The following is a 24,256-nucleotide window of genomic DNA, read 5'->3' as shown; positions in this document are numbered from 1 at the left end:
TCTTTATAAAATCCCGTGCAATATAAAGTGGGGCTGTCCAATGACAGCCTTCTTTTTTTTAAATTACTGTTCCGTCTGGAATAACTGCGCCTTTTCTGATAACGATGATTCCGTCTGAACTATAGAACAAACCGTGGTCTCCATCTTCATAAGTTTTTCCATTGATGTTTATGCAGCAGTTGTTTCCAATGTGGGCATTTTTATCAATGATTGCTTTGTTGATTTTGCAGTTCTTTCCGATTCCAAGATCTGGAATTTTCTTCTTTTTGTTTTCAGCCTTGTCCTCTTCGCTTTCGTAGAAGTCCGCGCCCATCATTACAACGCCGTTCAGGTCGCAGCCTTCATTAATTATTGAGCGGATTCCTATTACAGATTTTTGCACGCGTGAATATTCGATTACGCAGCCTTCGCTTGCAAGTGTCGCAGTCATGTTTGCGTTGTTGATTTTGCTTGGCGGAAGATTGCGCATTTGTGTGTAAATCGGCTTGTCTTCTTCGTAAAGGTTGAAATTTGGAACAGGATTTGTAAGATCCAATGTGGCTTCATAGAATGAGCGGATTGTTCCGATGTCTTCCCAGTAGTCGTTGAAAATGTAGCTATTGACCTGCTTTGACTTTATTGCCATTGGAATAATTTCTTTTCCAAAGTCAGTTTTGTCATTGCTTAAAAGCTCTTCCATTGTTGAAGCGTTGAAAATGTAAATTCCCATTGAAGCCAGATATTCAAGGCTTGCAGGAAGGTCTCCTCTTGATTTTTCTGGGATTTTCCAGGCGTCAATGTTCATGTCTGCGGCTGGTTTTTCCATGAAAGCTGTAATGCGGTTTGTGTCGTCAACCTGCATGATTCCAAATCCAGAAGCATCACGGCGGTTTACGGCTTTTGCTGCGATTGTGATTTCCGCGCCGCTTTCAATGTGCTTGTTCATAAAATCCTTGAGGTTCATCTTGTAAAGCTGGTCGCCTGAAAGGATTATGTAATGTGTCGGACGCTGAACTCTAAAATGCCCGAAATTTTTGCGCACTGCGTCAGCAGTTCCTTCATACCAGCCTGAATGCTCAAGAGTCTGTTCCGCCGCAAGAATTTCTACAAATCCGTCTGAAAAGCGGTCGAAATTGTAGGAATTGTTTATGTGAAGGTGGAGCGATGCAGAGTTGAACTGTGTCAAAAGATAGATTTTTTTGTAGCCAGAGTTGATGCAGTTTGAAATAGGAATATCAACAATTCTATATTTTCCGCCAAAAGGAACCGCTGGTTTGGATCTTTCTTTTGTAAGAGGGTAGAGCCTTGTTCCTTTTCCTCCGCCCAAAATGATTGCAAGAACTCTTGGTTCTTCTTTGTTTTTCAAAGCCATATTATTAAATTCCTCCGCTTGTTAAAAATTGAGATTCGCACCCAAATTTTTTGAAATATTCTTTCAAATATTATAAATCACTTTCTGAATTTTGCAACAAAATATCTTGATTTTATTATACGAAACTTCCAAAAAAATCATTTTTTTTAGCTGATTCCGCAAAAAGTTAAACAGTCTGCTTTTCTTTCATTCCAAGAAATTCCTTGAACAGTTTTTCCTGCATCGGCTTGGCGTAGTAGAATCCCTGGGCGATGTCGCAGCCGCTTGTTTTCAGCATTTCGCACTGGTCTTTTGTTTCGACTCCTTCGGCAACCGTTGTTATGTTGAGCTTTTTCGCCATTTCAATTACAGAAGTTATGATAATTCTTTCCTTTTGATTTTTGTTTTCTTCTTGGGACGAAAGAAATTCCTTGTCCAGCTTTATTACATCAGCCGGCATATTCTTTAAAAGGTTCAGCGAAGAATATCCTGCGCCAAAATCATCTACGGAAACAGAAAATCCGGCTTTTTTTATTTCGCTCATTATTTTTATAAGGCGGCTCGGATTGTCTATCATGATTCTTTCTGTAAGCTCGACTTCTATTTTGTTGTCGCCGATGTCGTAGCTACGTGAAATTTGCTTCAGCTCGCTGATTAAATTCGGGTTGTAAAGATTGTAGCGGCTTAAATTAAATGAAATTGTAAGCGGCTGGCTTTTGCTTTCTGGAGTTTTGTTCCATTCTTCAAGGAAAAGGCAGACTCTGTTCAGAACAAATTTATCGATTTTTTCTATAAAACCGTTGTCTTCAAAAAGCGGAATGAATTTTGCAGGCGAAAGAAAACCTTTGCGTGGATTGTTCCATCTTATAAGAGCTTCAGCGCCGATTACAGTTTCGTCCTCAAACTTGAACTTTGGCTGGTAAAAAACTTCAAATTCCTTGTTTTCAAAAGCTTCTTCCATAGAAAGCGTTATTTCTCTGTTCCAGTTGTGGGAATCTTTCAGCTCGCTTGTATATTCGATTACTCTGTGGGTTGCAAAATTGTTTTTGTAGAGTTTTTGGGCTAGATTCGCCTTGTCTATCATGGATTCTATGTCGTCTAGCGGATTTTCTATGCGGTAAATGCTTGCGCTGAATGTAAACTGGTATTTTGGAGGAAGATAATTTTTTACGATATTGTCCACATTTGTCATGTTGTAGACGCGCTCTTCTATGTCCCAGAAAAATTCCATGTTTTTTATAAGGAAAACAAAATTGTCTGCGTAAAACCTGCACACAAATTCATTTTTTCCGCATTGGGAGGCAAAATGTTTTCCAAGAAGCTTTAGAATTTCATTTCCGCAGAGAATTCCGTAAGTGTCGTTTATGATTCTAAAGTTGTCCGCATTAAGCGAAAGAATCATGTATTCGTTTGGAAGCGCATTTTTCAGAAGCTTTTTTGCATCGGTTTCAAACTGGCTGTATGCGGGAAGCCCTGTTATGTTGTCATGTTCAATCATGTAGCTTTTTTTATGCAGAATCAGCAGAAGAAGAGCTATTACGAAGCAAATCAGCGTAGCAAAAAAAATTAAAATCATTGCGGCAAAACGTGGACTGTACATTTTTATAATCTCGTAAAAAGTTTAAGTAGAATGAATAAAGTATAAACTGCAATTCTTCAAAAAACAAGAAAAATTTTGTTTAAAATGCGCGATGTTTTCGGCAAACTGATTTAGCTTAACTTTTTTATTCGGATTCCGATAAACTAATTGAGGTTATGTTATGATTAGAGGCTGGTATATCGGAGCAAGCGGAATGAACGCTCAGCAGAACAGGCTGGACACAATTTCGAACAATCTTGCGAATGTAGACACGACAGGCTTTAAAAAAGAAATTCCTGTAAACAAGGAATTCAGCGAGCTTTTGCTTAGAAGAACTGCGGCAGATGGCGTGTACAAAACACCGTTCGGTTCTGCGGATGCGGCTCCTATAATCGGTTCAATCGGGCTTGGCGTTGAAACAAATGAGCTTTACACAGATTTTACTCAAGGCTCTTTTAAATCGACAGACACTAAGACAGACATGGCTTTGGGCGGAGAGGGATTTTTTGCAGTTCAGACTCCGGCTGGCGAACGCTATACACGCAACGGAAATTTTCACCTTGGAAAAGAAGGAATTCTTTTGACAAAGGAAGGTTATCCTGTTCTTGGTGAAAACGGAGCAATTCATGTTCCTAACGATAAATTTTTTGTAAATCAGGACGGAATGATTTATACAAATGAAGACAACGAGCTTGTTGACAGAATAAAAGTTGTCCGCTTTGAAAACGAGCGTTTCATAAAAAAACAAGGCTCTTCGCTTTGGAATTCAAATGAAATTTCAGGAGATGCGTACATTGCGGAAGGTGATGAGCGTCCGCGGCTTTTGCAAGGATATACAGAAGCAAGCAACGTGAATGTTGTAAACGAAATGGTTCAGATGATAGAAGTAAACCGCGCTTACGAGGCGAACCAGAAATCAGTTCAGACAGAAGATAGCATGATGGATACGCTTTGGTCTAAAGTTGTTACTGTAAACCGCTAATAAGAGGGAATAGAAAATGGTAAGAAGTTTATGGAATGCCGCTACAGGAATGAACGGCCAGCAGATGAATATAGACACAATCTCAAACAACCTTTCTAACGTAAATACAACCGGATTTAAGCAGCACCGCGCTGAATTTGAAGACCTTCTTTATCAGAATGTAAAGCTTGCAGGAACTCCGGCTACAGAAGACACTGTAACTCCTGTTGGACATCAGATGGGAAGCGGTGTAAAAGTCGGGGCAACACAGCGCATTATGACACAAGGCTCTTTGCAGGCGACCGGAGTTGACACAGATGTTGCGGTTGTCGGCGACGGATTTTTTAGAGTTCAGCAGTACGACGGAAGCTGGGCGTACACAAGAGACGGTTCGTTCAAGGTTGATTCAACTGGTCAGCTTGTAACGGCAAACGGACTTCGTGTAATGCCAGAAATAATTATGCCGGAAGGATTTCAGCTTGAGACACTTTCTATTTCTGATGGCGGAAGAGTAAACGTAAAAGTAAACGGCGAGCTTGAGCCTGTTGAAGTCGGCCAGCTTGAGCTTTACAGATTTCCGAATGCAGTCGGACTTGAAAATACAGGCGACAATCTTTACAAAGTTACAAACGCTTCTGGAGAGCCAATCGCCGGACGTCCTGGAATTGACGGAATGGGAATTACAAAGCATAAGTTCCTTGAAATGAGCAACGTTTCTGTTGTAAATGAAATGGTTCAGATGATTGTTGCCCAGCGCGCTTATGAGTTCAACTCAAAGGCAATTCAGACTAGCGACAATATGCTTCAGACTGCCGCCGGACTTAAACGTTAAACTGAATAGTTAGAAATACGTCTGGTCAAGGTACGCTTGCGCTCAAGACCTTGACTCAGCCTAAATCAGCCTGCATTGGAAAAAATCCAGTTGCAGGCTTTTTTTTTTACTGAAAATCTATCGCAGAAAATCTTGTAAAATCTTGAATGCAAAATGCCGAAAATATAAATAAGGTGAAATCATGGCGGTAAACGGAATTTCTGGAACTGGAATTACAGGCACTTTGTCTAACGGAAGCAATGCAATCGACTCTGCTGTTCTTCAAAATGAGGCAAAAAAATTTTCTTCGCTCGTAAAGGAAATGCAAAATAAAACTGCCTTGGGAATTTCTGAAGGAGCATCTTTGTCTGGAATTTCTTCAAGCCAGATTGCCAAGAACCATCGCCTGAACGGAGATTACACTCAGGGATTCTACGGAGCGTTCACTTCGGATTCTGACAAGTCCGCCCGTCCGCAGGGATTCGCCGCAAACTCAAAAACTTCAAGCGGAAAAATTCCCGTAATTGACAAGACTTCCGAGCTTTATGCGCAGTCCATGGAAATGGAAAACTACATGGTCAAAATGATGCTTTCGTCAATGCGCAATACAATTCAAAAAACAAATCTCGCCGGAAAAGACAACGAGTACGCCCGTAAAATGTACGACGACATGATGTATGATAATATGGCGGAATCGATTACAAAAAATGCTTCTTTGGGTCTTGCTGACCAGATTTACATTGAGCTTTCCGGTCAAAGATAATTTTACTTTCTGTGCTACTAAGATACAGAAATCTGCTGGAAATTTTTAACAGATTATCGGGTCAAGCCCGATAATGACACAAAAGTATCAGTATTCAAACTTCTAAATTTTTCTCTAAACAAAAATCTTTATATTCCGAAAATTAAATAGAAACTTTCTTTTTGAAGGAAAAATTTATGGCGGAAGAAAAAGAGATTGAATTAATCAGTGTGCTTAATGAGCAGGAACGCATTCTTGATTCTATGCTTATGGAGCAGAATAAAATTCACGAGTGCGTTGTAAAGCGCAGCTGGGCAGGTCTTGAAGAATATGTCCTGAATATCAACGAGCTTGGCAGCGAATTTTCCAAGATTGACAAGTTCCGCGAAAAAATCGCGTCTGTTTCAGAAAATATTTATTTTCATCCTGAAGTAAAGGATGTTTTCCTCCGCGTAAAAACAAAACTTTCGAGAAGCAAAGTTGAAAATGATGCGCTTGCAAAATATGTGAGCGCGACAAAGAAATTTATTTCAGAAGTCATGGATCAGTGCGCATCTCAGCAGAGAAATGAAATTTATTCTCCGAACGGCACAATGAGAAAAAATTATGCGCAGAGCATTGTTGTAAACAGAAGCATTTAAGGAGCGTGGAATTATGGCGAATTCTTTTGCAGGAATAGAAATTGGAAAAAGAAGCCTTATGGCTCATTCAACTCAGATTCAGACTGCCGGCCACAATATTTCAAATGCGGATACAGAAGGCTATTCTAGGCAGCGTGTCATTGTAAAATCTTTTGAACCGATTTACCGCCCGGACTTGGAGCGCGCAATGATTCCAGGTCAGATAGGACAAGGCTGCGATGTTGAAAGTATAAATAGAATAAAAGATGAGCTTTTGGAAAGCCGCATTGTTGACCAGAAAAATGTCGAGTCTTACTGGGAGACACGCGACAAATATTATTCAATGATTGAATCTGTTTACAATGAGCCTAATGATGTTTCTGTAAGAACAAACATGGACAAGTTCTGGCAGGGCTGGCAAGAGCTTTCTACTTATCCTGAAAGTGATGCGGCTCGTCTTGCACTTGTTGTGCGCGGACAGACTTTGACAAATTCAATTCAGCAGCAGTACAAAAGTTTGCGTGGAATCGGCGACCAGATAAACGGCGACATTGAAGCGGTTGTAAAGCAAGTGAATGATCTTTCGCGCCAGATTGCTTCTGTCAATGGTGAAATTGTAAGAAGCAAAGGTCTTGGAGATAATCCAAATGATCTTATGGACCGCCGCGATTTGCTTGTTGAAAAACTTTCATCTCTCATTAACGTTACTGTAACTCAAAAAGATCCTGATGAATTTATGGTTCACACAGACGGACAAATTATTGTTCAGGGAAGCCTTGCGCGCCAGATAGAAACTGTTGGTCAGCTTGACAATAACGGCTACGGAAAACTTATGTGGTCTGATACAAAGCTTGACGCAGAGTTTCACGGCGGAACACTCGGAGCTTTGGTGGAGCTTCGCGACAAGGACATCCGCAGTGAAATTCAGTCTTTGAATACAATGGCTCTTAACTTTGCAGACTTGGTGAATGACGTTCACAGAAATGCCATTGGAAAAAACAATGTAACAGGCTTGGACTTTTTTGTTCAGCATGATTTTGTAGAAAACGTAAACGGAAACTACGACAGAAATGGCGATGGCGTAGAAGACACTTCGTATATTTTCCGCATGACAGGAACAAATGCGCTTAAGCCGCAGGAGCAGATTGGTCTTTCTGGAACAATGACAATTAACGGCGCAAGCGGAAATATTGATGTCGCTTATTTTTCAACAGACACAGTTGAAGATGTTATCAATAGAATCAATGATTCTAACGGAGAGGTAAAGGCTTATCTTGACAGAAACAGTTGTCTTGTTTTAAAAGCAACTTCTTCTAGTGGAATGGAAAATCCTGATTTTGTTATTCGCCATGTTGAAGATTCTGGAATGTTCCTTACGGGGTATTCTGGAATTTTGCAGGGAAGCGGAGAAGCCAATGCCTATGACTTTAACCGTGCGAATGCGGTTGATGTTCTTGACGGAGCGCAGTTTGCGGTTTCTCCAGTTTTGAATCCGTCTGCATATATTGAAGTAAATGGACTTATTCAAAATGATGTTTCAAGTGTTGCCGCCGCATTTAAAAATTCTCAAGGGTTTGCAGAGCCTAGCGACGGAAGAGCAGCTGTAGAAATGGCTGCAATCAGAAATACAAAAATAATGATTGGAAGTCAGCGCACATTTGATGACTATTTTGCTGACACTATAACCAACGTTGGGTTAAAAGGCGAGCAGGCGCAAAATCAGCTTGCGACTCAAAATAAAATAATGGGCGACTTAAGAGATTTGCGCGACAGCATTTCTGGTGTAAACATTGATGAAGAGCTTGCTGATATAATAAAGTTTCAGCATGGATATAATGTTGCCGCAAAATTTATTTCAGTGCAGGACGAGCTTCTTGATACGTTGATTAACCGTCTTGGAGTTTGAGTTATTTTAGAAACGAGGTAGAATATGCATAGAATCAGTTCACAGTTTAATAATACAGATACCCAGTACCAGCTTAGAAAACAGGAAGTGAATCAGGCAATCAAAAACCGTCAGATTGGAACTCAAAGCAGAATCGGAAGTCTTCGTGATGATCCGATTGCGGCTGGACATCTTGTGCGCTATCAGTCTTACTTGGGACGTGTGAATCAGTTTGAAAAAAATGCGCAGACTCTGGCGGATCAGATGAATGTTAGGGAAGGATATATAAATCAGAATCTGCAGATTATGCATCGTGTCAGAGAACTTGCCATTACTGGCGCAAACGGAACTTATACCGGAGAAGACTTAAAAAATATGGCTGTTGAAGTCAACGAGCTTTTAAAGGAATTGGTTCAAAATGCAAACGCTGTAGGTCCGGACGGAAATACTCTTTTTGCCGGAACAAGAACAAAGGGCGCGGCTTTTGATGTTGTGCTGGGAAATATTCCGGGTTCTGATGAAGCTCTTATTGAAAAAGTAAATTACAAGGGAAACAACGGAATTAATAAAATCGAAGTTGATGAAAACGCTTATCTTCAGATTGACAACAGCGGAACAAAAACATTTTGGGCGGAACCTCAGCACCTTATAGGACAAAGAGATTTGACTTCTTGGCAGGCGTTGGAAGATTCTGTTATAAACATTGATGGAGCGGATATTGCAATAAAATCCGGCGACAATGTTTACGCTGTTGCTGCAAAAATTAATAATTCTGGAATTGCGGTAAAGGCTTCGATTGATCCTGTTTCTCAAGGACTTTCGCTTTCTACTACAGATTCTCATCAGGTTTGGATGGAAGATAAAACAGGCAGCGCATTGACAGACATGGGAATGATTGAAGATTCAAGCCAGTTTCCGCCTTACAATGTGAACACTTCCGCTGTGAAAGTTTCCGGCGGTTCTTTGTTTGACGCTGTTATTGCTCTTCGTGATTCTATGCTCAAGGGAGATCAGGAATCAATTGGAAGCCGCGTAATCGGAACTCTTGATTATGGAATCAATAATCTTACAACTCGCCTTGCAAAATCAGGAAGCGACTATGAGCGTGCAATGAATAACGTTGAACGTTCAAAGACAAATAATGTGAATGTTACTCAGCTTGTAAGCAGAGAAGGCGATATTGATTTGACAGAAGCCATAACAGATTTAAAGATGATGGAATATGTCAATCAAGCCACAATGAGCAATGCCGGAAAAATGTATTCAAGCACACTGCTCAATTATATGCGCTAGGATTTTAATATTTAAAAATATTCATAGGATTTTTTATGCTGGTAGAAACAAAAACTAAAGGCTGTGTTGAAATTTCCAACGATAGGTTAATTTCTATACCTTCCGGGCTTTTTGGCTTTGAAGAATATACGGATTTTGCTCTTGTGGACAGTGAGTATGAACCGCTTATGTGGCTTCAGTCGCTGCAGGAAAAAAATCTTGCGTTTCTTTTAATTGATCCGTTTTTAATTACAGATGACTATGAAGCTGAGATTGATGACAGTGAGCTTTTAAAAATCGGCATAAAAGATCCTGCTGATGTAATGGTTCTTACAATTGTAACTGTTCCTGATGATGGCAGCGCGGTAACTGCAAATTTTCAAGGACCTCTTATAATCAACAAGAAAAATCATCAGTGCATGCAGGCTATTCTTGACGGCTCAAAGTACACAACAAAGCACAACATTCTTGAAGCATTAAAACGAAAGGAGGCAAAATAATGCTAATCCTTTCAAGAAAAATAGATCAAAAAATCCGCATTGGAGACGACATTGTTATTACGCTGATAGATGTGAAAGGCGACCAAGTGAAAATCGGCGTGGAAGCTCCTAGTAATGTAAAAGTTTACCGGCAGGAAGTTTTTGAAGCAATCCAGTCAGAAAACAAAGCCGCTGCTTCCCAAATTTCAATGGAACGTCTCGGAAAACTTTTTGGCTGATTTCTTTGCTAGAAAAATATTAGTTTTTGTTTTTTGATTCAAGGACTATTTCAGCTTCGCTCTTTCTTACATACAGCGGACCGTCATAGTCTTTTAACGGCTCTTTCTTTTCCGCAATCATTTTTTCTGCAATTTCAAAAAGGCTTTCACAGCAGTCATTTTCCGGGCAAAAGCAATGAAGAGAATACAGCGGTGTTATTTCGTTTGTCCGCTCGACAAATGTTTTTGCTCCAGGTCCGCAAACAAGAACAGAACTTTCCGCGTCAATTTGCTTTAAGATTTCTTCAATTTCTGAATCTTCTTCGTTTCTTATTTTTTCTCCGCGGATATAAAATGAATAAAAAAATTCATCTTCTTTTGCTTCTATTACAGGAAGAACTGTTTCAATTGCTTTTTTATACGGCCAAGAGTATGCTTCCAAAGAAGGAATTCCATAAATCGGAACATTGTCTGAAAGTGTGATTGCCTTGAGCGCGCTAAGTCCCAGCCTAAGCCCTGTAAAGCTTCCAGGACCAAGCGTAACGGCTGTGTAGTCAAGATTTTTTGCAGAAAGTCCGGCTTCTTTCATTACATAATCAATTGCAGGAAGAAGTTTTTCTGATTGCTTCATTCCAACATCGAGTGTGAGTTTTATTGTGTTGCTTTCATTTTTTGCGGCTACAGAAAGTTTTGTAACTGCGCAGTCTATTGCAAGAGCTTTCATTTTATTCCTCGTTCCAGTCGATTTTTCCGTTGTTCCAGTTTTCAATTTTTATTTGGCGGCTTCCGTCTTCCTGCGGTGTGATTTCAACAAGAATAGATTTTTTTGGAAGCTCTTTTTTTACTTTTTCGCTCCATTCAATTATGCAGACTCCGTTTCCGTAGAGCATGTCTTCAACGCCCAAGTTTACAAAATCTTCTTCGCCTTCAAGCCTGTAAACGTCCATGTGATACAAGGGCATTTTTTCGCCTTCGTATTCGCTTACAAGGCAGAATGTGGGACTTGTTATGTTGTCTTTAATTCCAAGGGATTTTGCGATTCCTTTTGTGATTGTAGTTTTTCCGGCTGCGAGAGTTCCAGTCATTGCAAGAATGTCGCCTGGCTTTAAAAGTGAGCCGATTTTTTCTCCCAGTGAAATTGTTTCAGTTGAAGACTTTGTGTGGAAAATCATTTTTTTACCTGCTGCCATTAAACTTGCGGAAGAGAGCCTTCCTGCGCCATTTTATCAATAAGAGCCTTGATTGCTTTTGTTATAGGAATAACCGGATAGTCAAGTTTTGCCGGAAGCGGATCAAGATCAACCGTTCTTATTCCCAAAGGATTTGTTTCTACAGTGAAACTTATTGGTATTGAAATAATTGAAGACAAAACTTCTACTTTTGCAACCGCCTTGTAGTGATGAATGTAGTAAATGTATCCGTCTTCTTTTTGTATCGAATTTATTTCTAAAACTTTCATAATGCAATCAAATTCCAAGCTCAAAAATAATCATAAATCGCGGCATAAATATCATTTCTTGCAGCTATATTAATATCGGTAAATTTAATGTACAGCACAAATGTTTTTTCGTCCACGGATTTTTTTGTCTTTACAATAAGACCTTGCGCCTGATGCTCAATTATTCCCGGAAGCTTAAAATAAAGCTGAATGTACTGATTCTTTGAAATCGGAAGTCCGCATGAAATTTTGCATCCGCCTGCGGAAATGTCAATGAATGTTCCCATGTACTTTTTTTGCTGAACTTCAAATTTTGTTTTTCGCCCGGCTTTCACTTCCTTTACTGCGGAAAAAAGACATTCAATGGTTGTTCCCTGCCGCTTTGTCATTCGCTTTTGGATAACTTTGAGCGTTGAAGAATGCGTTATAAGAAGAAGCTCTTTTCCGTTTGGAATATCTTCGTAGCGCGCCGCCATTACAACGCATTGGTAAAGCATTCCTGTCGCAGAAGAAAAATTTATCATAAACTTTGAAAGAGGCTTGGGCTTGAAGTTTTTTAGTTCCGCGGAAATTTCTACGTAAAAACCTTCCGGCGTATTTTTTTGAACTGTTGCGTCATGCGGATTGCGGTTTTCGTCCAAAATTCTTATTTGCTGTCCCGGCCTTAAATATTTTGTTGAAGTTATAGAATGTTTTCTGTCATAAAGCTTTTCGAGCTTGTACCTTAATGAAAACAAAACTGAAATCTTTTCTTCGTTCCGCGGATTCTGCGCATTCATCCTTTGGAATTCGGATTTAAAAAGATTTTGCATTTCATTTTCCGAGCGGTAAGAAAACTGAATGTTGCGCGCATGATGTGTTTTGCAGATGCTCCAGAGCAGTTTTTTTTCTGTGCTGTCAAGATTTGCTTCATGCGAAATTTTTCTTACATCTGAAAATTTAGTTTCTCTGTTCTTGTTTGCTTCAATCCATTTTTTTGATTTTGTGAACGCCTTGTATTTCAAATATATAAAATACAAAACTGCAAGAACTACTGCTATAACAAGAAAAAATGCGACAAAAGAATATACGAATCCGCCTGAAGCAAGACGAGCTTCAATAGGTGAGCCTGTGTCCATAATTTTTACTTTTTGAGGCCGTCCTCTATAGCCTTTGCAATAAGCTCAAGACGCGGCGCAATTTCGTATTCGCACAAGTCTCCTGAAGTTACAGTGTCTTTTGTTTCAAGCGACTGCTCAAAATCCGCTGCAATCGGCGCAAATTCTTCAAAAAATTCTGTAACACTTTTTCCGTCTATTACAATGCTTGAATATACTTCCGGGAACAATGCGCTCAAAGCCGCTGTATGGCAAAAGTCGTCAATTGCTTCTGCAAGTTCTGCAATTACAGAGTTTGCCTCTTTATCTTTTCCGCCTTGAAGCGAAACCGGAACTTCTGGAAGCTTTTGTGCAAGCAAAGAAAATTTTTCTTTTGATTTTCCAAGGGAATCGATTACGTCCTGCTTGCTTAAAACTGTAAGCTCGATTTTTGTATTTTCTTCAAGCGGAGTTTTTGAAGCCTCGTCAAAATCATCTGCGAGAACTTTTTTTCCGTTTAGAAAAATGCCGATTGTTGTGGCTTCGCTTTTTTCAGCTTCTTTTTCAAATGACTTTAAAACTTCGCCGACTGTTTTTTCATCTTCAAGTGTAATGTCTATTTTTTCACCGTTTACAAAAAGTTTCATGTTTTTCTCCTATCTGTTTCTGCCGTTATTTTGATTTGAAAAATTCTGCATTGTGGACTGCTGGCTTTCAAGGCTGTTCAGCGTGCCTTCCATGTTTGCGTATTTGCGTTTAAGGTCAGCTTCTTTTCTGTCCAGCTGAGTTTGAAGCCGCGTGATTTTTGAATTTGAATTTTTTATCTGAGTTTCAAGTGAATTCGTTTTTGATGAAATTATTCCGCCTGACTGAACCCAGGAAGTAAGCTGCCTGTCAATCTTGAAACCGATTCCATCGTCAATAATCAAGTCGCCGTCTGAATCGTATCCAAATAAATTTTTTATTTGATTTAAATTTGACTTTAAACTTTCATCAAGTTTTTTTTCATCGACTTCAAGGTAGCCGCGCATCTGGGAAGGACTGTAGCCTCTTGCGCCTCCGCTCGCATTTGTGGAAACGCCAATCTGCGAAAGCATTGTAACAGCTGCGTCATCAGAAAATCTGTAGTTTGAAGAAACAATCTGCTGCAAGGATGATTTTCCGTTTGTAAGAGTAAAATCCCCTTGGAACATTCCAAGCCGCTCGTAAGCTTTGTCTTGCTCATCCGAAGAAAGGTAGTCAAGCTCGGAAACAATTTCAGGCTTGTTAATAGAAAGGATATTCATTTCCGCAACCGCCTGATTGTATTTGCCCACAAAAGTTATAATTGCGTCCTTCGCGGATTCTGTGTCCGGCTCAATTTTTATGTTCGCGGGCTTTTCTGTTTTTTCATGGACGTGAAGGGTAACGTTTGGAACAATGTCGTCAATGTCGTTTGTCGGGCGGCTTATTGTGATTCCTTCGTACTTTAGCTTTGCGTCCTGCGCTGTTGAAATTGCGTTCTTAGGCTCAAATCCAAGTGATTTTTTTTCATCAAAGTAGAGCGGTGAAGTCATTGAAATTTCTTTGCCTGTGTTTGAATTTCTTACAACAAGCGACTGTGCATTTGGAAAGTCCGAAATGCTCACAGAAACTTTTGTTTTTCCGCTCGAATCTTTTGAAAAATATTTTAAATCAACCGGTTTTTCGTTTCCGTCCGAATCCTTTATAAAAAACACTTGGCTGCTTGAAATTTCAACTGGCTGCGATTTTTGCTCCTGCTGTTCTTGCGCCGGCGGAAGGGTAGAGTCGCTTGGGTTGTTGAACACGCTGATTCCTTCATAAGTAACGCTCAGCGGAGTCGGAAGCTCAAGGCTTTCTTTTGGAAGCTGGACAGTTTCTTCTGTTATGTCCTGAACTTTTTTTTCGGTAAAAGAGAATTCTATTTTTCCAGAATTTTTTCTTATCGAAGACGGAAGGTCAAGCTCAAATCCGCCTCTTGGCTCTATTGTAATTTCGTTTCCGCTTGCCTTTACTTTGCTTTTTGAAATTGCCGGAATATTTTCCTGCTGAATTTCGTCTTTTGTTTCCGGCGTTTTTGCAGAAAGCGAGGAATATTTTAAAGTCGTGGTTTCCGCTTTTGCAGAAGAAATCATGCCAGTTTTTTTTGCAAAATCAAGAGCCTGATTTTCAAATACAAGGCGGTTTTCTTTCCCTGTCTTTAGGCTTTCAATTAGAAGTGATTTTTTATTTGCGCTTACACCAATCAGGCTTGCTTTTATTGTGTCGTTTCCGCGGCGGTTCAAGGCAGTAACAAAGTCGTTGAGTTTTCCGCCTTTCCAGTTAAAGTCGATTTTTTTTTCTCCGACGGAATAAGTGTATTTTCCCGGAGCCACCTGCATATCGCTGTCTATTTCTTCGCTTAAAAATCTGTCTGATGCGGCAGGCTGAAGAACTTCTATTTTAAATGAGCCGAATTCTGCTTCGCGTCCTGCATCTGCTGTTACCGCATATTCTTCCGAAGAAGATGAAAGTCTGTTGCTGAATGGATTTTCAAAAGAGTAGAGGCTTTTTACACTGTCGCGCAGAGAAGACATTTTCTGGTTGACTCCACGCCAGGCGTCCTGCTGTTTTTTATACGTCTCAAGATTGGACTCCTCACGCTTTAAAGGAATCCGCTCGACTTCCATTAAGGATTCAACGAGATCGTTTGTTTTGTATTTGTCGCTTACGCCTGGTATGTTCAGTCCGTCTGCCATTAAATCATTTCATCAAAAAGTACACCGATGGCATGTTTCATTCTTGCCTGAATTCTCTGTATATCTTTTGACGGTATTTCCCGGATAATTTCGTTTGTTGATGCGTCTACAACTGTTACAACAACTCTGTTAAGCTCGTCATTTACATTGAAATGCAGTTTGTGGCCTGTAACAATGTCAGAAAGACGCTGAAGTTCCTGCACTGACGCTTCCAAATCTGCCTGATTCGCTTCAAAGTTTTGAAGCACTTCCGAAGCTGAATTTGGCAAAGTTCCTTTTACAGAAACCTTTGCTTCTCCTTTTTGCGGAGAGAAAGCGTTGTAGACTTTTTGGCCATCCATTGCCATCGTCTGACCATTCATACTGATTGTATTCATGGACATTTCCTCCTGAAAAATAAAAAAGAAGAGAGGGGAAGGGGGCGCACCCCTCCTCACTCTTACGTGCTTGCTGTCTAAAAGAAGACATCCAGATTTCTCTTATTCAGAAAACACGGTTACAGCTTGCGCCGTTATTTTAATACTACTGAAGCAAAGCCAATACGTTCTGTGACTGGCTGTTTGCCTGAGCAAGCATTGCTGTTCCTGACTGAGCAAGAATAGAATTCTTTGTGTACTCAACCATTTCAGCAGCCATGTCAGTGTCGCGGATTCCTGATTCTGCGCCCTGCATATTTTCTGCTGCAACAGCGATACCGTTAGAAGCCATTTCAAAGCGGTTCTGGTATGCGCCAAGGTCTGCTCTCTGGCGTGAAACTGATTTAAGAGCTGCATCAATTGCTCCGATAGCCATATTAGCTGTATCTGGAGTAGAAATGCTTATCTGTTCGTCAGTACCCTGAGTTCCCTTAAGACCAAGAGCCTGTGCTGTCATTGTTCCAATGAAAGCTGTTACTCTCTGATCCATGTTAGCGCCAACCTGGAATGTCATTACATTGTTTGTTACAGAATTCTCTGCAAAACGTCCTGTAAGAAGGTTCATTCCATTGAACTGAGCTTGTGAAGCAATGCGGTCTACTTCTGCTACAAGCTGAGAAACTTCAACCTGAATCTGCATGCGGTCTTCATCGCTGTAGATTCCGTTTGCAGACTGAACTGAAAGCTCGCGGATTCTCTGAAGAATGTCTGTAGTTTCCTGCAAGTATCCTTCTGTTGCCTGAATGAAAGAAACTCCGTTCTGAATGTTTCTGTTAGCCTGGTTGAGTCCGCGGATCTGGCTGCGCATCTTTTCAGATACTGCAAGTCCTGAAGCGTCGTCTCCAGCGCGGTTGATTTTTTCGCCTGAGCTAAGTCTTTCAATGTTGCCCATCAACTGGGAATTAGAAACTCCCAATGTGCGGTTTGCAAACATTGAGCTCATGTTGTGATTAATGACCATAATAATGTCCTCCATGAATCGTACATAATGCATCATGCAAAATGCCCGTCTGTAAAGGCTTTCCGCTGGTTTTTGCGCCCCCGGCAGAAGTTTTAGACCTTGTACAGCAGGAACCGTTGCTTTTATTTCCCTTGTAAAAAATTTAAGCAACCGTCTATGCTGTTACAGACAATCATGGAAAACAGAATTTTCAAAGATCAGCTTCTAAAACGAAGCGAAGCCGTGTCTAAAAGCACAGCTGTTTTTGCGGGAAAGATTCAAAAGAAAGCAAAGTTGAAGTGTAAATCAAACCTGCAAACGGCAAAGAGCATAGAAAATTCCATGCTCTTTGTATTCAGTATATCACACTATTGGAGCAAAGACAAGACGCTTTGTGACTGGCTGTTAGCCTGAGCGAGCATTGCAATTCCAGACTGTGACAATACCTGGTTCTTGGTGAATTCTACCATCGCAGAAGCCATGTCTGTGTCGCGGATTCTTGATTCAGATGCCTGTGTATTTTCAGCGGCAATATCAAGTCCCTTTACAGCATAGTCAAGGCGGTTCTGGTATGCGCCAAGGTCTGCTCTCTGCTTGTTGATGATTTTAAGAGCTTCATCAAGAGTTCCGATTGCGCGGTTGGCATCACTTGGAGCCGCAATTGTCATAACTTCTTCAGTTCCGATTTCTCTCATTCCGAGAGCGGCAGCTGTCATAGTTCCGATGAAAACAGACATACGCTGATCCATGTTTGCGCCGATGTGGAGCCACATAGAAGCTGTAGGAGTGTTTTCTCCAGTAGCCTGTGCAAATCTTCCTGTGAGCATGTTCATACCGTTGAATTGCGCCTGAGAAGCGATGCGGTCTACTTCTGCTACGAGCTGGCTTACTTCAACCTGAATCTGCATTCTGTCTTCATCTGAATAAATTCCGTTTGAAGCCTGAACTGCAAGTTCGCGGATGCGCTGAATGATGTCTGTAGTTTCCTGCAAATATCCTTCAGTTGTCTGAATGAAGCTGATTCCGTTTGCTGCGTTTCTTGAAGCCTGGTTCAATCCGCGGATCTGAGATCTCATTTTTTCAGAAACTGCGAGTCCTGAAGCGTCGTCTCCAGCGCGGTTGATTCTCTGGCCAGAAGAAAGTTTCTCCATATCCTTTGTGAGTGAACCCTGAGTTACTCCTAAAGAACGGTTTGAAAACATTGCGGACATGTTGTGGTTGATGACCATATTTTTCCTCCATGGAATTATAAAGACCAAATCCTTTCGGTCTAAAACTGTAAAAGACTACATCTGTATTACAAGGCTACATCTGCAATCTTTTACATTGAATAGCCTGGCTGATGTCTTCTACGAAGTTGAACAGCCATGGTTTTTCAATATAATCATCGGCACAATGTAAGTTTAACTTTAGCGTTTTTTTTTTAATTTCTTAGGATTTTTTTTAGAATTTCCGCGGAATTCTTGTATGTGTACTTTTCGAGGATTCTTTCTGCGGATTCTGTCTTTTCCTTTAGAATCTCGTTTAAATTGCAGTCCGTGTTGTTCCATTCAATGTAATGGGCGGAATTTCCGTATATTTCAGGAAGGCTTGCTGACTTTGAGATTATTATTTTTGCTTTGCAGGAAAGAGCTTCAAGCGGCGGAATTCCAAATCCTTCATAATAAGAAGGAAAAACAAACGCCTTGCAGTTTTCCATCAGCGATTTTACCTGTCCGTCTGTTACGTAGCCTAAAAGAGTTACGTTTGGAAGGCTCTGCAAGTCTTCAAGCTCCTTTGGAACAAGCCCTGATATTGCCTTTCCAGAAACCGCAAACTTTTCCTGTGGATTTTTTTTTGCGTAAGATACAATCCATTTGAGATTCTTGCGCTTTGAAAGGCTTCCGAGCGTAAAGTAAAAGCCGCCTTTTTCAAGCTTAGGAAACTTTTCAAATATAGAATCGTCCGCTTTTATTGACTTAAAGTGGTCCCAGCCGTTCGGAACAATTTCTATTTTCTCTGGCGAAACTTTGTATGCCTTTAGAATCCGCTCCTTGCTGAACTGTGAAACTGTTATGATTTTTTTTGCGTTCCTTGCGATGTTCCAGTAGCTTAAGCGGCAGTAAAGCCTGATTAGCTTGTCCTTGAATGTTTTAAAGTCCTGTGGAAAATCCTTTGCGTAAATGTCATGTATAAAAGAAATTCCGCAGTTTTTTCCAAGCGGGGCAGTGTTTGAAAAGTTAAGTCCTGTCGCCTTCAGTTTTTTGCAAGCCAAAGAAAAAGTTCCCATGTCCCACAGCGGAAAGCTCTTAATGCTTTTTTTTGACACGATGATTTTAATGTTTTTGTATTCCGGAACTGACTTTGCGTTTACAGGAGCATAAAGCGCGATGTTGTCTTCTTTTGAAACAATCAAGTCCAGCTGTCTGCAAGTTTCCCAAGCGAATCTTTCAATTCCTGTGAGATTTCTGCAAAGAAAGTTTCCGTTTATTAAAATCATTTTTAAGCCTTAGTCGCGCGAATACAAATCTCTTGTGTAGACTTTTTCCTTTACGTCTGCAAGTTCAGGAGACATTCTGTTTGAAATAATTACATCGCAGTCTTTCTTAAATTCCAAAAGGTCTTTGGCTACTTTTGAGCCGAAAAATTCATCATCCTTATAAGAAGGTTCGTAGACAACTACAGGAATTCCCTTTGCCTTTACGCGTTTCATAATTCCCTGAACTGAGCTTTGGCGGAAATTGTCGCTGTTCGCTTTCATTGTAAGACGGTAAACTCCCACAGCTTTTGGCTTCTTTGCGATAATTTGTTCTGCGATAAAGTCTTTGCGTGTTGAATTTGAATCTACAATCGCATGGATTAAATTCTGCGGAACGTCCTTGTAGTTTGCAAGAAGCTGCTTTGTGTCCTTTGGAAGACAGTAACCGCCGTAGCCGAACGAAGGATTGTTGTAGAAGTCTCCGATTCTTGGATCTAGGCAGATTCCTTCTATAATAGACTTTGTGTCCAACCCGCGCACTTCCGCATAAGTGTCAAGCTCGTTGAAATATGCGACTCTCAAGGCAAGATATGTGTTTGCAAAAAGCTTGATTGCCTCTGCTTCTGTGCAGTTCGGGTAAAGAATCTTGATGTCTTCCTTGATTGCGCCTTCTTTAAGCAATGAAGCGAACTGCTCGGCTTTTTCTTTTAATTCCGGCTGTTCTTTTGGAAAACTTACAACGATTCTTGACGGATAAAGGTTGTCATAAAGCGCGTGTCCTTCACGAAGAAATTCCGGGGAAAACAGAAGATTTTTAATTCCCATTTCCGCGCGGATTTTTTCAGTGTAGCCGACTGGAATTGTGGATTTTATTACAACTGTTGCTTCCGGGTTTATTTCTTTTACAAGTTTTAGAACCGATTCAACAGAAGAAGTGTCAAAGTAATTTTTTTCCGGGTCGTAGTTTGTTGGAGTTGAAATAATGATAAAATCAGCGTCTTTGTAGGCAAGATTAGCATCTGTTGTGGCTGTAAGGTTGAGCCTTTTGTTTGCAAGGTATTCTTCAATTTCCTTGTCTATTATTGGAGATTTTTTGCTGTTTATTAAGTCAACTTTAGCCTGAATTATATCTGTTGCAAAAACTTCATTGTGCTGCGAAAGCAAAATTGCGTTTGAAAGTCCTACGTATCCTGTTCCTGCTACTGCTATTTTCATTCTTTCCTCCAAATAAAGCAATGTTAAATAGGCAAAAAAAAAGACCTTAGAAAAACCTAAGGTCCGAGAGCGGCAGAAGGGAGTCGAACCCTCGTCTCCAGCTTGGAAGGCTGGGGTAATAAGCCGTTATACGACTGCCGCATTGCTTATGTTCAATATATTATATTTTATGAAAAAAAATGTCAACAGGAAAATGCTGAATTTTGCAATTATTTTTTAAGAATATTTTGCCGCACGCTCTGTGTTTATATCAGTTCAATAACAAAAAATTAGCCTTTTTGTTGCTTGAAACAAATTTTTGATTTAATAAAATATATTCCATGTTGAACGAAAATAAATTGACGGCTGCGAATGACTTTACGTCCGGCCCGATTCTTTCAAAGATGCTGCGCTTTATGATTCCGATTCTAGGCGCATTGATTCTTCAAGCCGCTTATGGCGCGGTGGATATTATGGTCGTGGGAAGATTCGGAACTACGGAAGGAATTTCTGGTGTTTCCACAGGCTCAAATATAATGAACCTTTTTACATTTGTTCTTGCAGGCTTTGCAACTTCTGTTACAGTTCTTATTGCAAAATATCTAGGCGAAAAAAAGCCTGAGAAAATCAGCCGCGTTATCGGAGGCTCTATTGTTTTCTTTTTGTGCGCGGGAATTCTTTTTACAGTTTGCCTTGTTGTCTTTGCACGCCCGATTGCGCTTCTTATGCAGGCTCCTTCCGAAGCAATTGACCATACTGTTCAGTATATAAGAATTTGCGGAGCCGGATTTGTTTTTATTCTTGCGTACAATTTAATCAGCGCAGTTTTCCGCGGACTGGGAGATTCAAAAAGTCCTTTGCTTTTTGTTGGAATCGCTTGCGCCGTGAACATTGCAGGCGACCTTGTTTTGATTGCAGGATTTAAGATGAATGTCGCCGGAGCTGCCATTGCGACTGTTGCGGCCCAGGCAGTTTCCGTTGTTCTTTCTATAATCATAATCAGAAGAAAAAAACTTGTTCATCTAAATAGAAAAGATTTGCGTTTTAACGAAGAATTGCGCGGAATAATAAAAATTGGAATTCCTATTGGATTTCAGGAGCTTTTGACGCAAATATCTTTTATGTGCCTTGTTGCGTTTATAAACCGGCTTGGACTTGAAGCTTCTTCTGGATACGGAGTTGCAAATAAAATTGTTGCGTTTGTAATGCTTGTTCCAAGTTCTCTCATGCAGTCAATGTCCAGTTTCGTTTCGCAGAATGTGGGCGCAAAAAATGAAAGGCGGGCAACAAAGTCAATGCTTACAGGAATGGCGATTGGCGCGCTTATAGGAATTTTTGTTTTCATCCTGATTTTCTTTAAAGGCGATTTTGTGTCTTCAATTTTTACCGACAACGAAAATGTAATACGCCGTTCATTTGAATACTTGCGCGGATTCGCAATTGAAGCTGTGGTAACTTCTGTGCTGTTCAGTTTTATCGGCTATTTTAACGGACACGGCGCAACGGTTCTTGTTATGATTCAGGGGCTTGCTCAGTCGTTTATTGTGCGTCTCCCGATGTCGTATATAATGTCTGTTCAGCCGGATGCAAGCCTTTCAATGATTGGTCTTGCCGCTCCTACAGCAACAGTTTTTGGAATCGTCTTGAATCTTGTGTTCTTTATTTTTTATCAGAAAAAACTTAATATGAGAGGCGATGAAAACAAAGAAAACAGAGCTTTTTTCCATTGCATTTTTCTTGCTTTTATTTCTGAACGGAATCTGTCTTTATGCGGAAGATGAAGTGCGCCACAATCCATGGTCGCTCATAGTCTACCGCCCAGAAAACAGCTGTCAGATAAACGAAACCCGCTGCTACTTGAAGCTCGAAGACGCTGAAACTGGCGAAGATGTAACTTACACAAAAGCCAAGGCAAACTATTCCTGGATCAGCGAGCCAAAGAAAGGAATTCCTTATGAGCGTAGTTATTATCTTTGCGGCGGAATGGCAATGCATCTTCTTTTAAAGAAGGGAAGGTATAAAATCAGTTTTTTCACTCCAAAGGAAAAAGTTTTCGCTCAAGGACTTTCAAGGGAGCTTTTAGAAAAGGATTGGAACTCAAACACTTTTTTGTACGACACAGAAAATCCTGCAAAAGTAATCTTTGTAAGTTCCACCGCCAATGAAAACGGCTTCTACAACGGCGGCTGGCACATTGACCACAAAGCCCCAAAGTTCTTCAAGTTCACCAAGCCGGAAAGAGATTAAGGTAAAATTTGAAATTAGTTTTTATATCTTCTTGACAGATATATCTGAACAATAGATAATGTGTATATGATAAAGTCATTTGCAGATTCTGAAACTGAAAAAATCTGGAAGGGAAAAAAATCAAAAAAGTTTCCGCCTGAAATTCATAAAAGAGTTTTTGCAAAGTTGTTGATAATCAATTCAGCGGAAAATGAAGATGACTTAAAAATTCCTCCAGGAAATAAATTTGAGCATTTGCAAGGAAACTTAAAGGACTACTGTTCCATAAGAGTAAATAATCAATGGAGAATAATGTTCAAGTTTCAAAACAATGAAGCTTATGAACTTCAAATTGTGGATTACCACTAAACGGAGGTTTTCTATGTCTGAAAGATTTGAATTGCCAACCGCAGGAGAAATTCTCACAGAAGAATTTCTTGAGCCATTAAATATCACGCCTTATAGACTTTCAAAAGATTTAGGTGTTTCGTCTAGCACAATTTTAGATTTAGTTCACGGAAAACGAAAGATAACTGTAGAAATGTCCTTGCGCCTTGCAAAATATTTTGGAACAACCTCAAAATTTTGGCTTAATTTGCAGAATGAGCTGGATTTGCGGGAGGCTGAAATCAGACTGGAAAAAGACTTGAAAAAAATACCAGCCTGCAAGCAGATTGCATAGCACTTTACACTTTTATTTCTATCTTTGCTCCGAAGGGCAGGAACGAAAGTTTTACGAGTTTGAAACACTGAAGTCCTAGCGGAATTCCTATGATTGTGCAGCAGAACAAAATTCCTGCCGCTAAATATCCAATCGCAAGTTCAAGTCCGCCAAAGACAACCCAAAGAATGTTCAGCAAAAGCGAGCTTGTTTTTGTTCCAAGCAGAATGTTTTTTCCGAACGGAAAGAACGAAACGCAGGACAGCTTAAAGCACTGGATTCCAACTGGAATGCCGATAATTGTAACGCACCAGAGCAGACCGATAGCAAGCCAAGCAAGCCCGGAAATAAATCCGTAAAGCACAAACCACACAATGTTTCCAAGGAATCTAAAGAAGTTCATAAAAATCTCTTTTTTACGCGCTGATTATTTTTCCGTCGGAAATTTTTATCACGTGGTCTGCCATGTTCACGATTTTTGCGTCGTGCGTTGAAAAGATAAAGGTTGTCTCAAGCTCCTTGTTCAGGTTTTTCATAAGCTCAAGAATCTGGTCTCCGTTTTTTGAGTCAAGGTTTGCGGTAGGCTCGTCGGCAAGAATCACCGGGGCTTTTGTAGCTAGCGCGCGCGCAATTGCCACCCTTTGCCTTTGTCCGCCTGAAAGTTCTGAAGGCTTGTGGTTTTTCCAGGCTGAAAGTCCGACTGTTTCAATCAGAAAGTCAATCCATTCGCCAAGTTCTTTCTTGCCCATGGTTTCCGTTGCGAACGAAGGTCCGAGCGTAAGCGGAAGCTCCACATTTTCCCTTACATTTAAAACAGGAATCAAATTGAATGTCTGAAAAATAAATCCGAGGTTTTTTCTTCTAAGAACTGTGAGCTTTTTGTCCAGAGATGCGGAAAGTTTTGTGTCCGCAGAAAGCTTGGTTTGCGCGTAGATGTCGTTTCCGTTTAAAAGCAAAGTGCCGGAAGTCGGAAGGTCAATAAGCCCGATTATGTTCAGAAGTGTGGACTTTCCTGAGCCGGACGAGCCGGAAATCGCCGCGAATTCGCCTTTCTTTATTGAAAAAGACGCCTTGTCCACGGCCTTTACAATTACTTTGTCCATCTTGTAGTTTTTGGAAATATCTTTAAGCTCAATCAGATTCATTGCAACAGTATAGCAGACTTAATCATAAAGTTCCACAGGAATTTTTCAATGCTTCTGCGCCCTTGCA

General features: G+C 40.4%; 27 protein-coding genes and 1 tRNA gene. 12 read left to right on the top strand and 16 right to left on the bottom strand.

Going from position 1 to position 24,256, the window contains the following annotated elements:
- Positions 1–58: 58 nt before the first annotated feature.
- A complete protein-coding gene (locus Q0H92_RS05480) occupies positions 59–1,351 on the bottom strand; it encodes a glucose-1-phosphate adenylyltransferase (protein WP_296012737.1) in 1,293 nt (430 codons plus the stop codon).
- A gap of 166 nt (positions 1,352–1,517) precedes the next feature.
- Positions 1,518–2,930 carry a GGDEF domain-containing phosphodiesterase gene (locus Q0H92_RS05475; protein ID WP_296012735.1) on the bottom strand — a complete coding sequence of 471 codons (1,413 nt, stop codon included), beginning with the start codon at positions 2,928–2,930 and terminating at the stop codon, positions 1,518–1,520.
- A gap of 160 nt (positions 2,931–3,090) precedes the next feature.
- Between Q0H92_RS05475 and flgF the strand changes: the two genes are divergently transcribed.
- The 8 genes from flgF to csrA all read left to right on the top strand — a co-directional run bounded on the left by flgF (position 3,091) and on the right by csrA (position 9,918).
- Positions 3,091–3,891 carry a flagellar basal-body rod protein FlgF gene (gene flgF / locus Q0H92_RS05470; protein WP_296012733.1) on the top strand — a complete coding sequence of 267 codons (801 nt, stop codon included), beginning with the start codon at positions 3,091–3,093 and terminating at the stop codon, positions 3,889–3,891.
- A 16-nt stretch (positions 3,892–3,907) separates the two neighbouring features.
- Positions 3,908–4,702, top strand: a complete 795-nt coding sequence (gene flgG / locus Q0H92_RS05465) for a flagellar basal-body rod protein FlgG (protein ID WP_273353661.1) — start codon at positions 3,908–3,910, stop codon at positions 4,700–4,702.
- Positions 4,703–4,883: 181 nt separating this feature from the next.
- Positions 4,884–5,444, top strand: a complete 561-nt coding sequence (locus tag Q0H92_RS05460) for a rod-binding protein (protein WP_296012731.1) — start codon at positions 4,884–4,886, stop codon at positions 5,442–5,444.
- A gap of 176 nt (positions 5,445–5,620) precedes the next feature.
- Complete coding sequence (locus tag Q0H92_RS05455) at positions 5,621–6,064, top strand: hypothetical protein (RefSeq protein WP_296012729.1); 444 nt, start codon at positions 5,621–5,623, stop codon at positions 6,062–6,064.
- 13 nt (positions 6,065–6,077) lie between these two features.
- The gene (flgK, locus tag Q0H92_RS05450; protein WP_296012728.1) at positions 6,078–7,949 is read left to right on the top strand and encodes a flagellar hook-associated protein FlgK; all 1,872 of its coding nucleotides are present in this window, start codon (positions 6,078–6,080) and stop codon (positions 7,947–7,949) included.
- Between the two features lie 24 nt (positions 7,950–7,973).
- Positions 7,974–9,221, top strand: coding sequence for a flagellar hook-associated protein 3 (locus Q0H92_RS05445; protein ID WP_296012727.1), 1,248 nt, complete (start codon positions 7,974–7,976; stop codon positions 9,219–9,221).
- 35 nt (positions 9,222–9,256) lie between these two features.
- Positions 9,257–9,700, top strand: coding sequence for a flagellar assembly protein FliW (fliW, locus tag Q0H92_RS05440; protein ID WP_294014231.1), 444 nt, complete (start codon positions 9,257–9,259; stop codon positions 9,698–9,700).
- Positions 9,700–9,918: a carbon storage regulator CsrA gene (gene csrA, locus Q0H92_RS05435; RefSeq protein ID WP_013701584.1), complete on the top strand. Its 219-nt coding sequence runs from the start codon at positions 9,700–9,702 to the stop codon at positions 9,916–9,918. Before fliW ends, csrA begins: the two co-directional genes overlap by 1 nt.
- A 19-nt stretch (positions 9,919–9,937) precedes the next feature.
- Here the strand turns inward: csrA and tsaB are convergent, their stop codons facing one another.
- The 12 genes from tsaB to Q0H92_RS05375 all read right to left on the bottom strand — a co-directional run bounded on the left by tsaB (position 9,938) and on the right by Q0H92_RS05375 (position 20,319).
- Complete coding sequence (tsaB, locus tag Q0H92_RS05430; RefSeq protein ID WP_296012724.1) at positions 9,938–10,621, bottom strand: tRNA (adenosine(37)-N6)-threonylcarbamoyltransferase complex dimerization subunit type 1 TsaB; 684 nt, start codon at positions 10,619–10,621, stop codon at positions 9,938–9,940.
- Position 10,622: 1 nt separating this feature from the next.
- A complete protein-coding gene (gene tsaE / locus Q0H92_RS05425; protein WP_296012722.1) occupies positions 10,623–11,069 on the bottom strand; it encodes a tRNA (adenosine(37)-N6)-threonylcarbamoyltransferase complex ATPase subunit type 1 TsaE in 447 nt (148 codons plus the stop codon).
- A 17-nt stretch (positions 11,070–11,086) separates the two neighbouring features.
- Entirely contained in the window at positions 11,087–11,356 is a 270-nt protein-coding gene (locus Q0H92_RS05420; protein ID WP_296012720.1) for a hypothetical protein, read from the bottom strand.
- Positions 11,357–11,376: 20 nt separating this feature from the next.
- Positions 11,377–12,453, bottom strand: coding sequence for a PilZ domain-containing protein (locus Q0H92_RS05415; RefSeq protein WP_296012719.1), 1,077 nt, complete (start codon positions 12,451–12,453; stop codon positions 11,377–11,379).
- Positions 12,454–12,458: 5 nt separating this feature from the next.
- Complete coding sequence (locus tag Q0H92_RS05410; RefSeq protein ID WP_296012717.1) at positions 12,459–13,058, bottom strand: hypothetical protein; 600 nt, start codon at positions 13,056–13,058, stop codon at positions 12,459–12,461.
- A 9-nt stretch (positions 13,059–13,067) separates the two neighbouring features.
- Positions 13,068–15,149: a flagellar filament capping protein FliD gene (fliD, locus tag Q0H92_RS05405; protein ID WP_296012715.1), complete on the bottom strand. Its 2,082-nt coding sequence runs from the start codon at positions 15,147–15,149 to the stop codon at positions 13,068–13,070.
- Positions 15,149–15,526, bottom strand: a complete 378-nt coding sequence (locus Q0H92_RS05400) for a flagellar protein FlaG (protein WP_013701577.1) — start codon at positions 15,524–15,526, stop codon at positions 15,149–15,151. Before Q0H92_RS05400 ends, fliD begins: the two co-directional genes overlap by 1 nt.
- A gap of 145 nt (positions 15,527–15,671) precedes the next feature.
- Positions 15,672–16,526 carry a flagellin gene (locus Q0H92_RS05395; RefSeq protein ID WP_296012712.1) on the bottom strand — a complete coding sequence of 285 codons (855 nt, stop codon included), beginning with the start codon at positions 16,524–16,526 and terminating at the stop codon, positions 15,672–15,674.
- 347 nt (positions 16,527–16,873) lie between these two features.
- On the bottom strand, positions 16,874–17,734 hold the full coding sequence (locus Q0H92_RS05390) for a flagellin (RefSeq protein WP_294014250.1): 861 nt from the start codon (positions 17,732–17,734) through the stop codon (positions 16,874–16,876).
- Positions 17,735–17,928: 194 nt separating this feature from the next.
- A complete protein-coding gene (locus Q0H92_RS05385; RefSeq protein ID WP_296012707.1) occupies positions 17,929–18,984 on the bottom strand; it encodes a glycosyltransferase family 1 protein in 1,056 nt (351 codons plus the stop codon).
- 9 nt (positions 18,985–18,993) lie between these two features.
- Positions 18,994–20,178, bottom strand: coding sequence for a nucleotide sugar dehydrogenase (locus Q0H92_RS05380; RefSeq protein ID WP_296012705.1), 1,185 nt, complete (start codon positions 20,176–20,178; stop codon positions 18,994–18,996).
- 68 nt (positions 20,179–20,246) lie between these two features.
- A tRNA-Gly gene (locus Q0H92_RS05375) sits at positions 20,247–20,319 on the bottom strand.
- A 179-nt stretch (positions 20,320–20,498) separates the two neighbouring features.
- Between Q0H92_RS05375 and Q0H92_RS05370 the strand changes: the two genes are divergently transcribed.
- The 4 genes from Q0H92_RS05370 (at position 20,499) to Q0H92_RS05355 (ending at position 23,065) form a co-directional block, all read left to right on the top strand.
- The gene (locus tag Q0H92_RS05370) at positions 20,499–21,938 is read left to right on the top strand and encodes an MATE family efflux transporter (RefSeq protein ID WP_296012703.1); all 1,440 of its coding nucleotides are present in this window, start codon (positions 20,499–20,501) and stop codon (positions 21,936–21,938) included.
- Positions 21,853–22,404 carry a hypothetical protein gene (locus Q0H92_RS05365; protein ID WP_296012701.1) on the top strand — a complete coding sequence of 184 codons (552 nt, stop codon included), beginning with the start codon at positions 21,853–21,855 and terminating at the stop codon, positions 22,402–22,404. The genes Q0H92_RS05370 and Q0H92_RS05365 overlap by 86 nt, the downstream gene beginning before the upstream one ends.
- 66 nt (positions 22,405–22,470) lie before the next feature.
- Positions 22,471–22,752, top strand: a complete 282-nt coding sequence (locus Q0H92_RS05360) for a type II toxin-antitoxin system RelE/ParE family toxin (protein ID WP_296012699.1) — start codon at positions 22,471–22,473, stop codon at positions 22,750–22,752.
- Between the two features lie 13 nt (positions 22,753–22,765).
- Complete coding sequence (locus Q0H92_RS05355; protein WP_296012697.1) at positions 22,766–23,065, top strand: HigA family addiction module antitoxin; 300 nt, start codon at positions 22,766–22,768, stop codon at positions 23,063–23,065.
- A 4-nt stretch (positions 23,066–23,069) separates the two neighbouring features.
- On the opposite strand, the gene Q0H92_RS05350 is transcribed toward Q0H92_RS05355, so the two are convergent.
- Together Q0H92_RS05350 and Q0H92_RS05345 are read right to left on the bottom strand one after the other, a co-directional pair.
- On the bottom strand, positions 23,070–23,447 hold the full coding sequence (locus Q0H92_RS05350; protein ID WP_296012694.1) for a YccF domain-containing protein: 378 nt from the start codon (positions 23,445–23,447) through the stop codon (positions 23,070–23,072).
- Positions 23,448–23,460: 13 nt separating this feature from the next.
- The gene (locus Q0H92_RS05345; RefSeq protein ID WP_296012693.1) at positions 23,461–24,189 is read right to left on the bottom strand and encodes an ABC transporter ATP-binding protein; all 729 of its coding nucleotides are present in this window, start codon (positions 24,187–24,189) and stop codon (positions 23,461–23,463) included.
- Between the last annotated feature and the right edge of the window lie 67 nt (positions 24,190–24,256).

Origin of the sequence: uncultured Treponema sp. (assembly GCF_934725225.1) — a bacterium.
In the GTDB taxonomy this organism is placed as follows: Bacteria; Spirochaetota; Spirochaetia; order Treponematales; family Treponemataceae; genus Treponema_D.
Note: the sequence above shows the minus strand (reverse complement) of the source record. Positions and strands in the feature narration are given on the sequence as shown.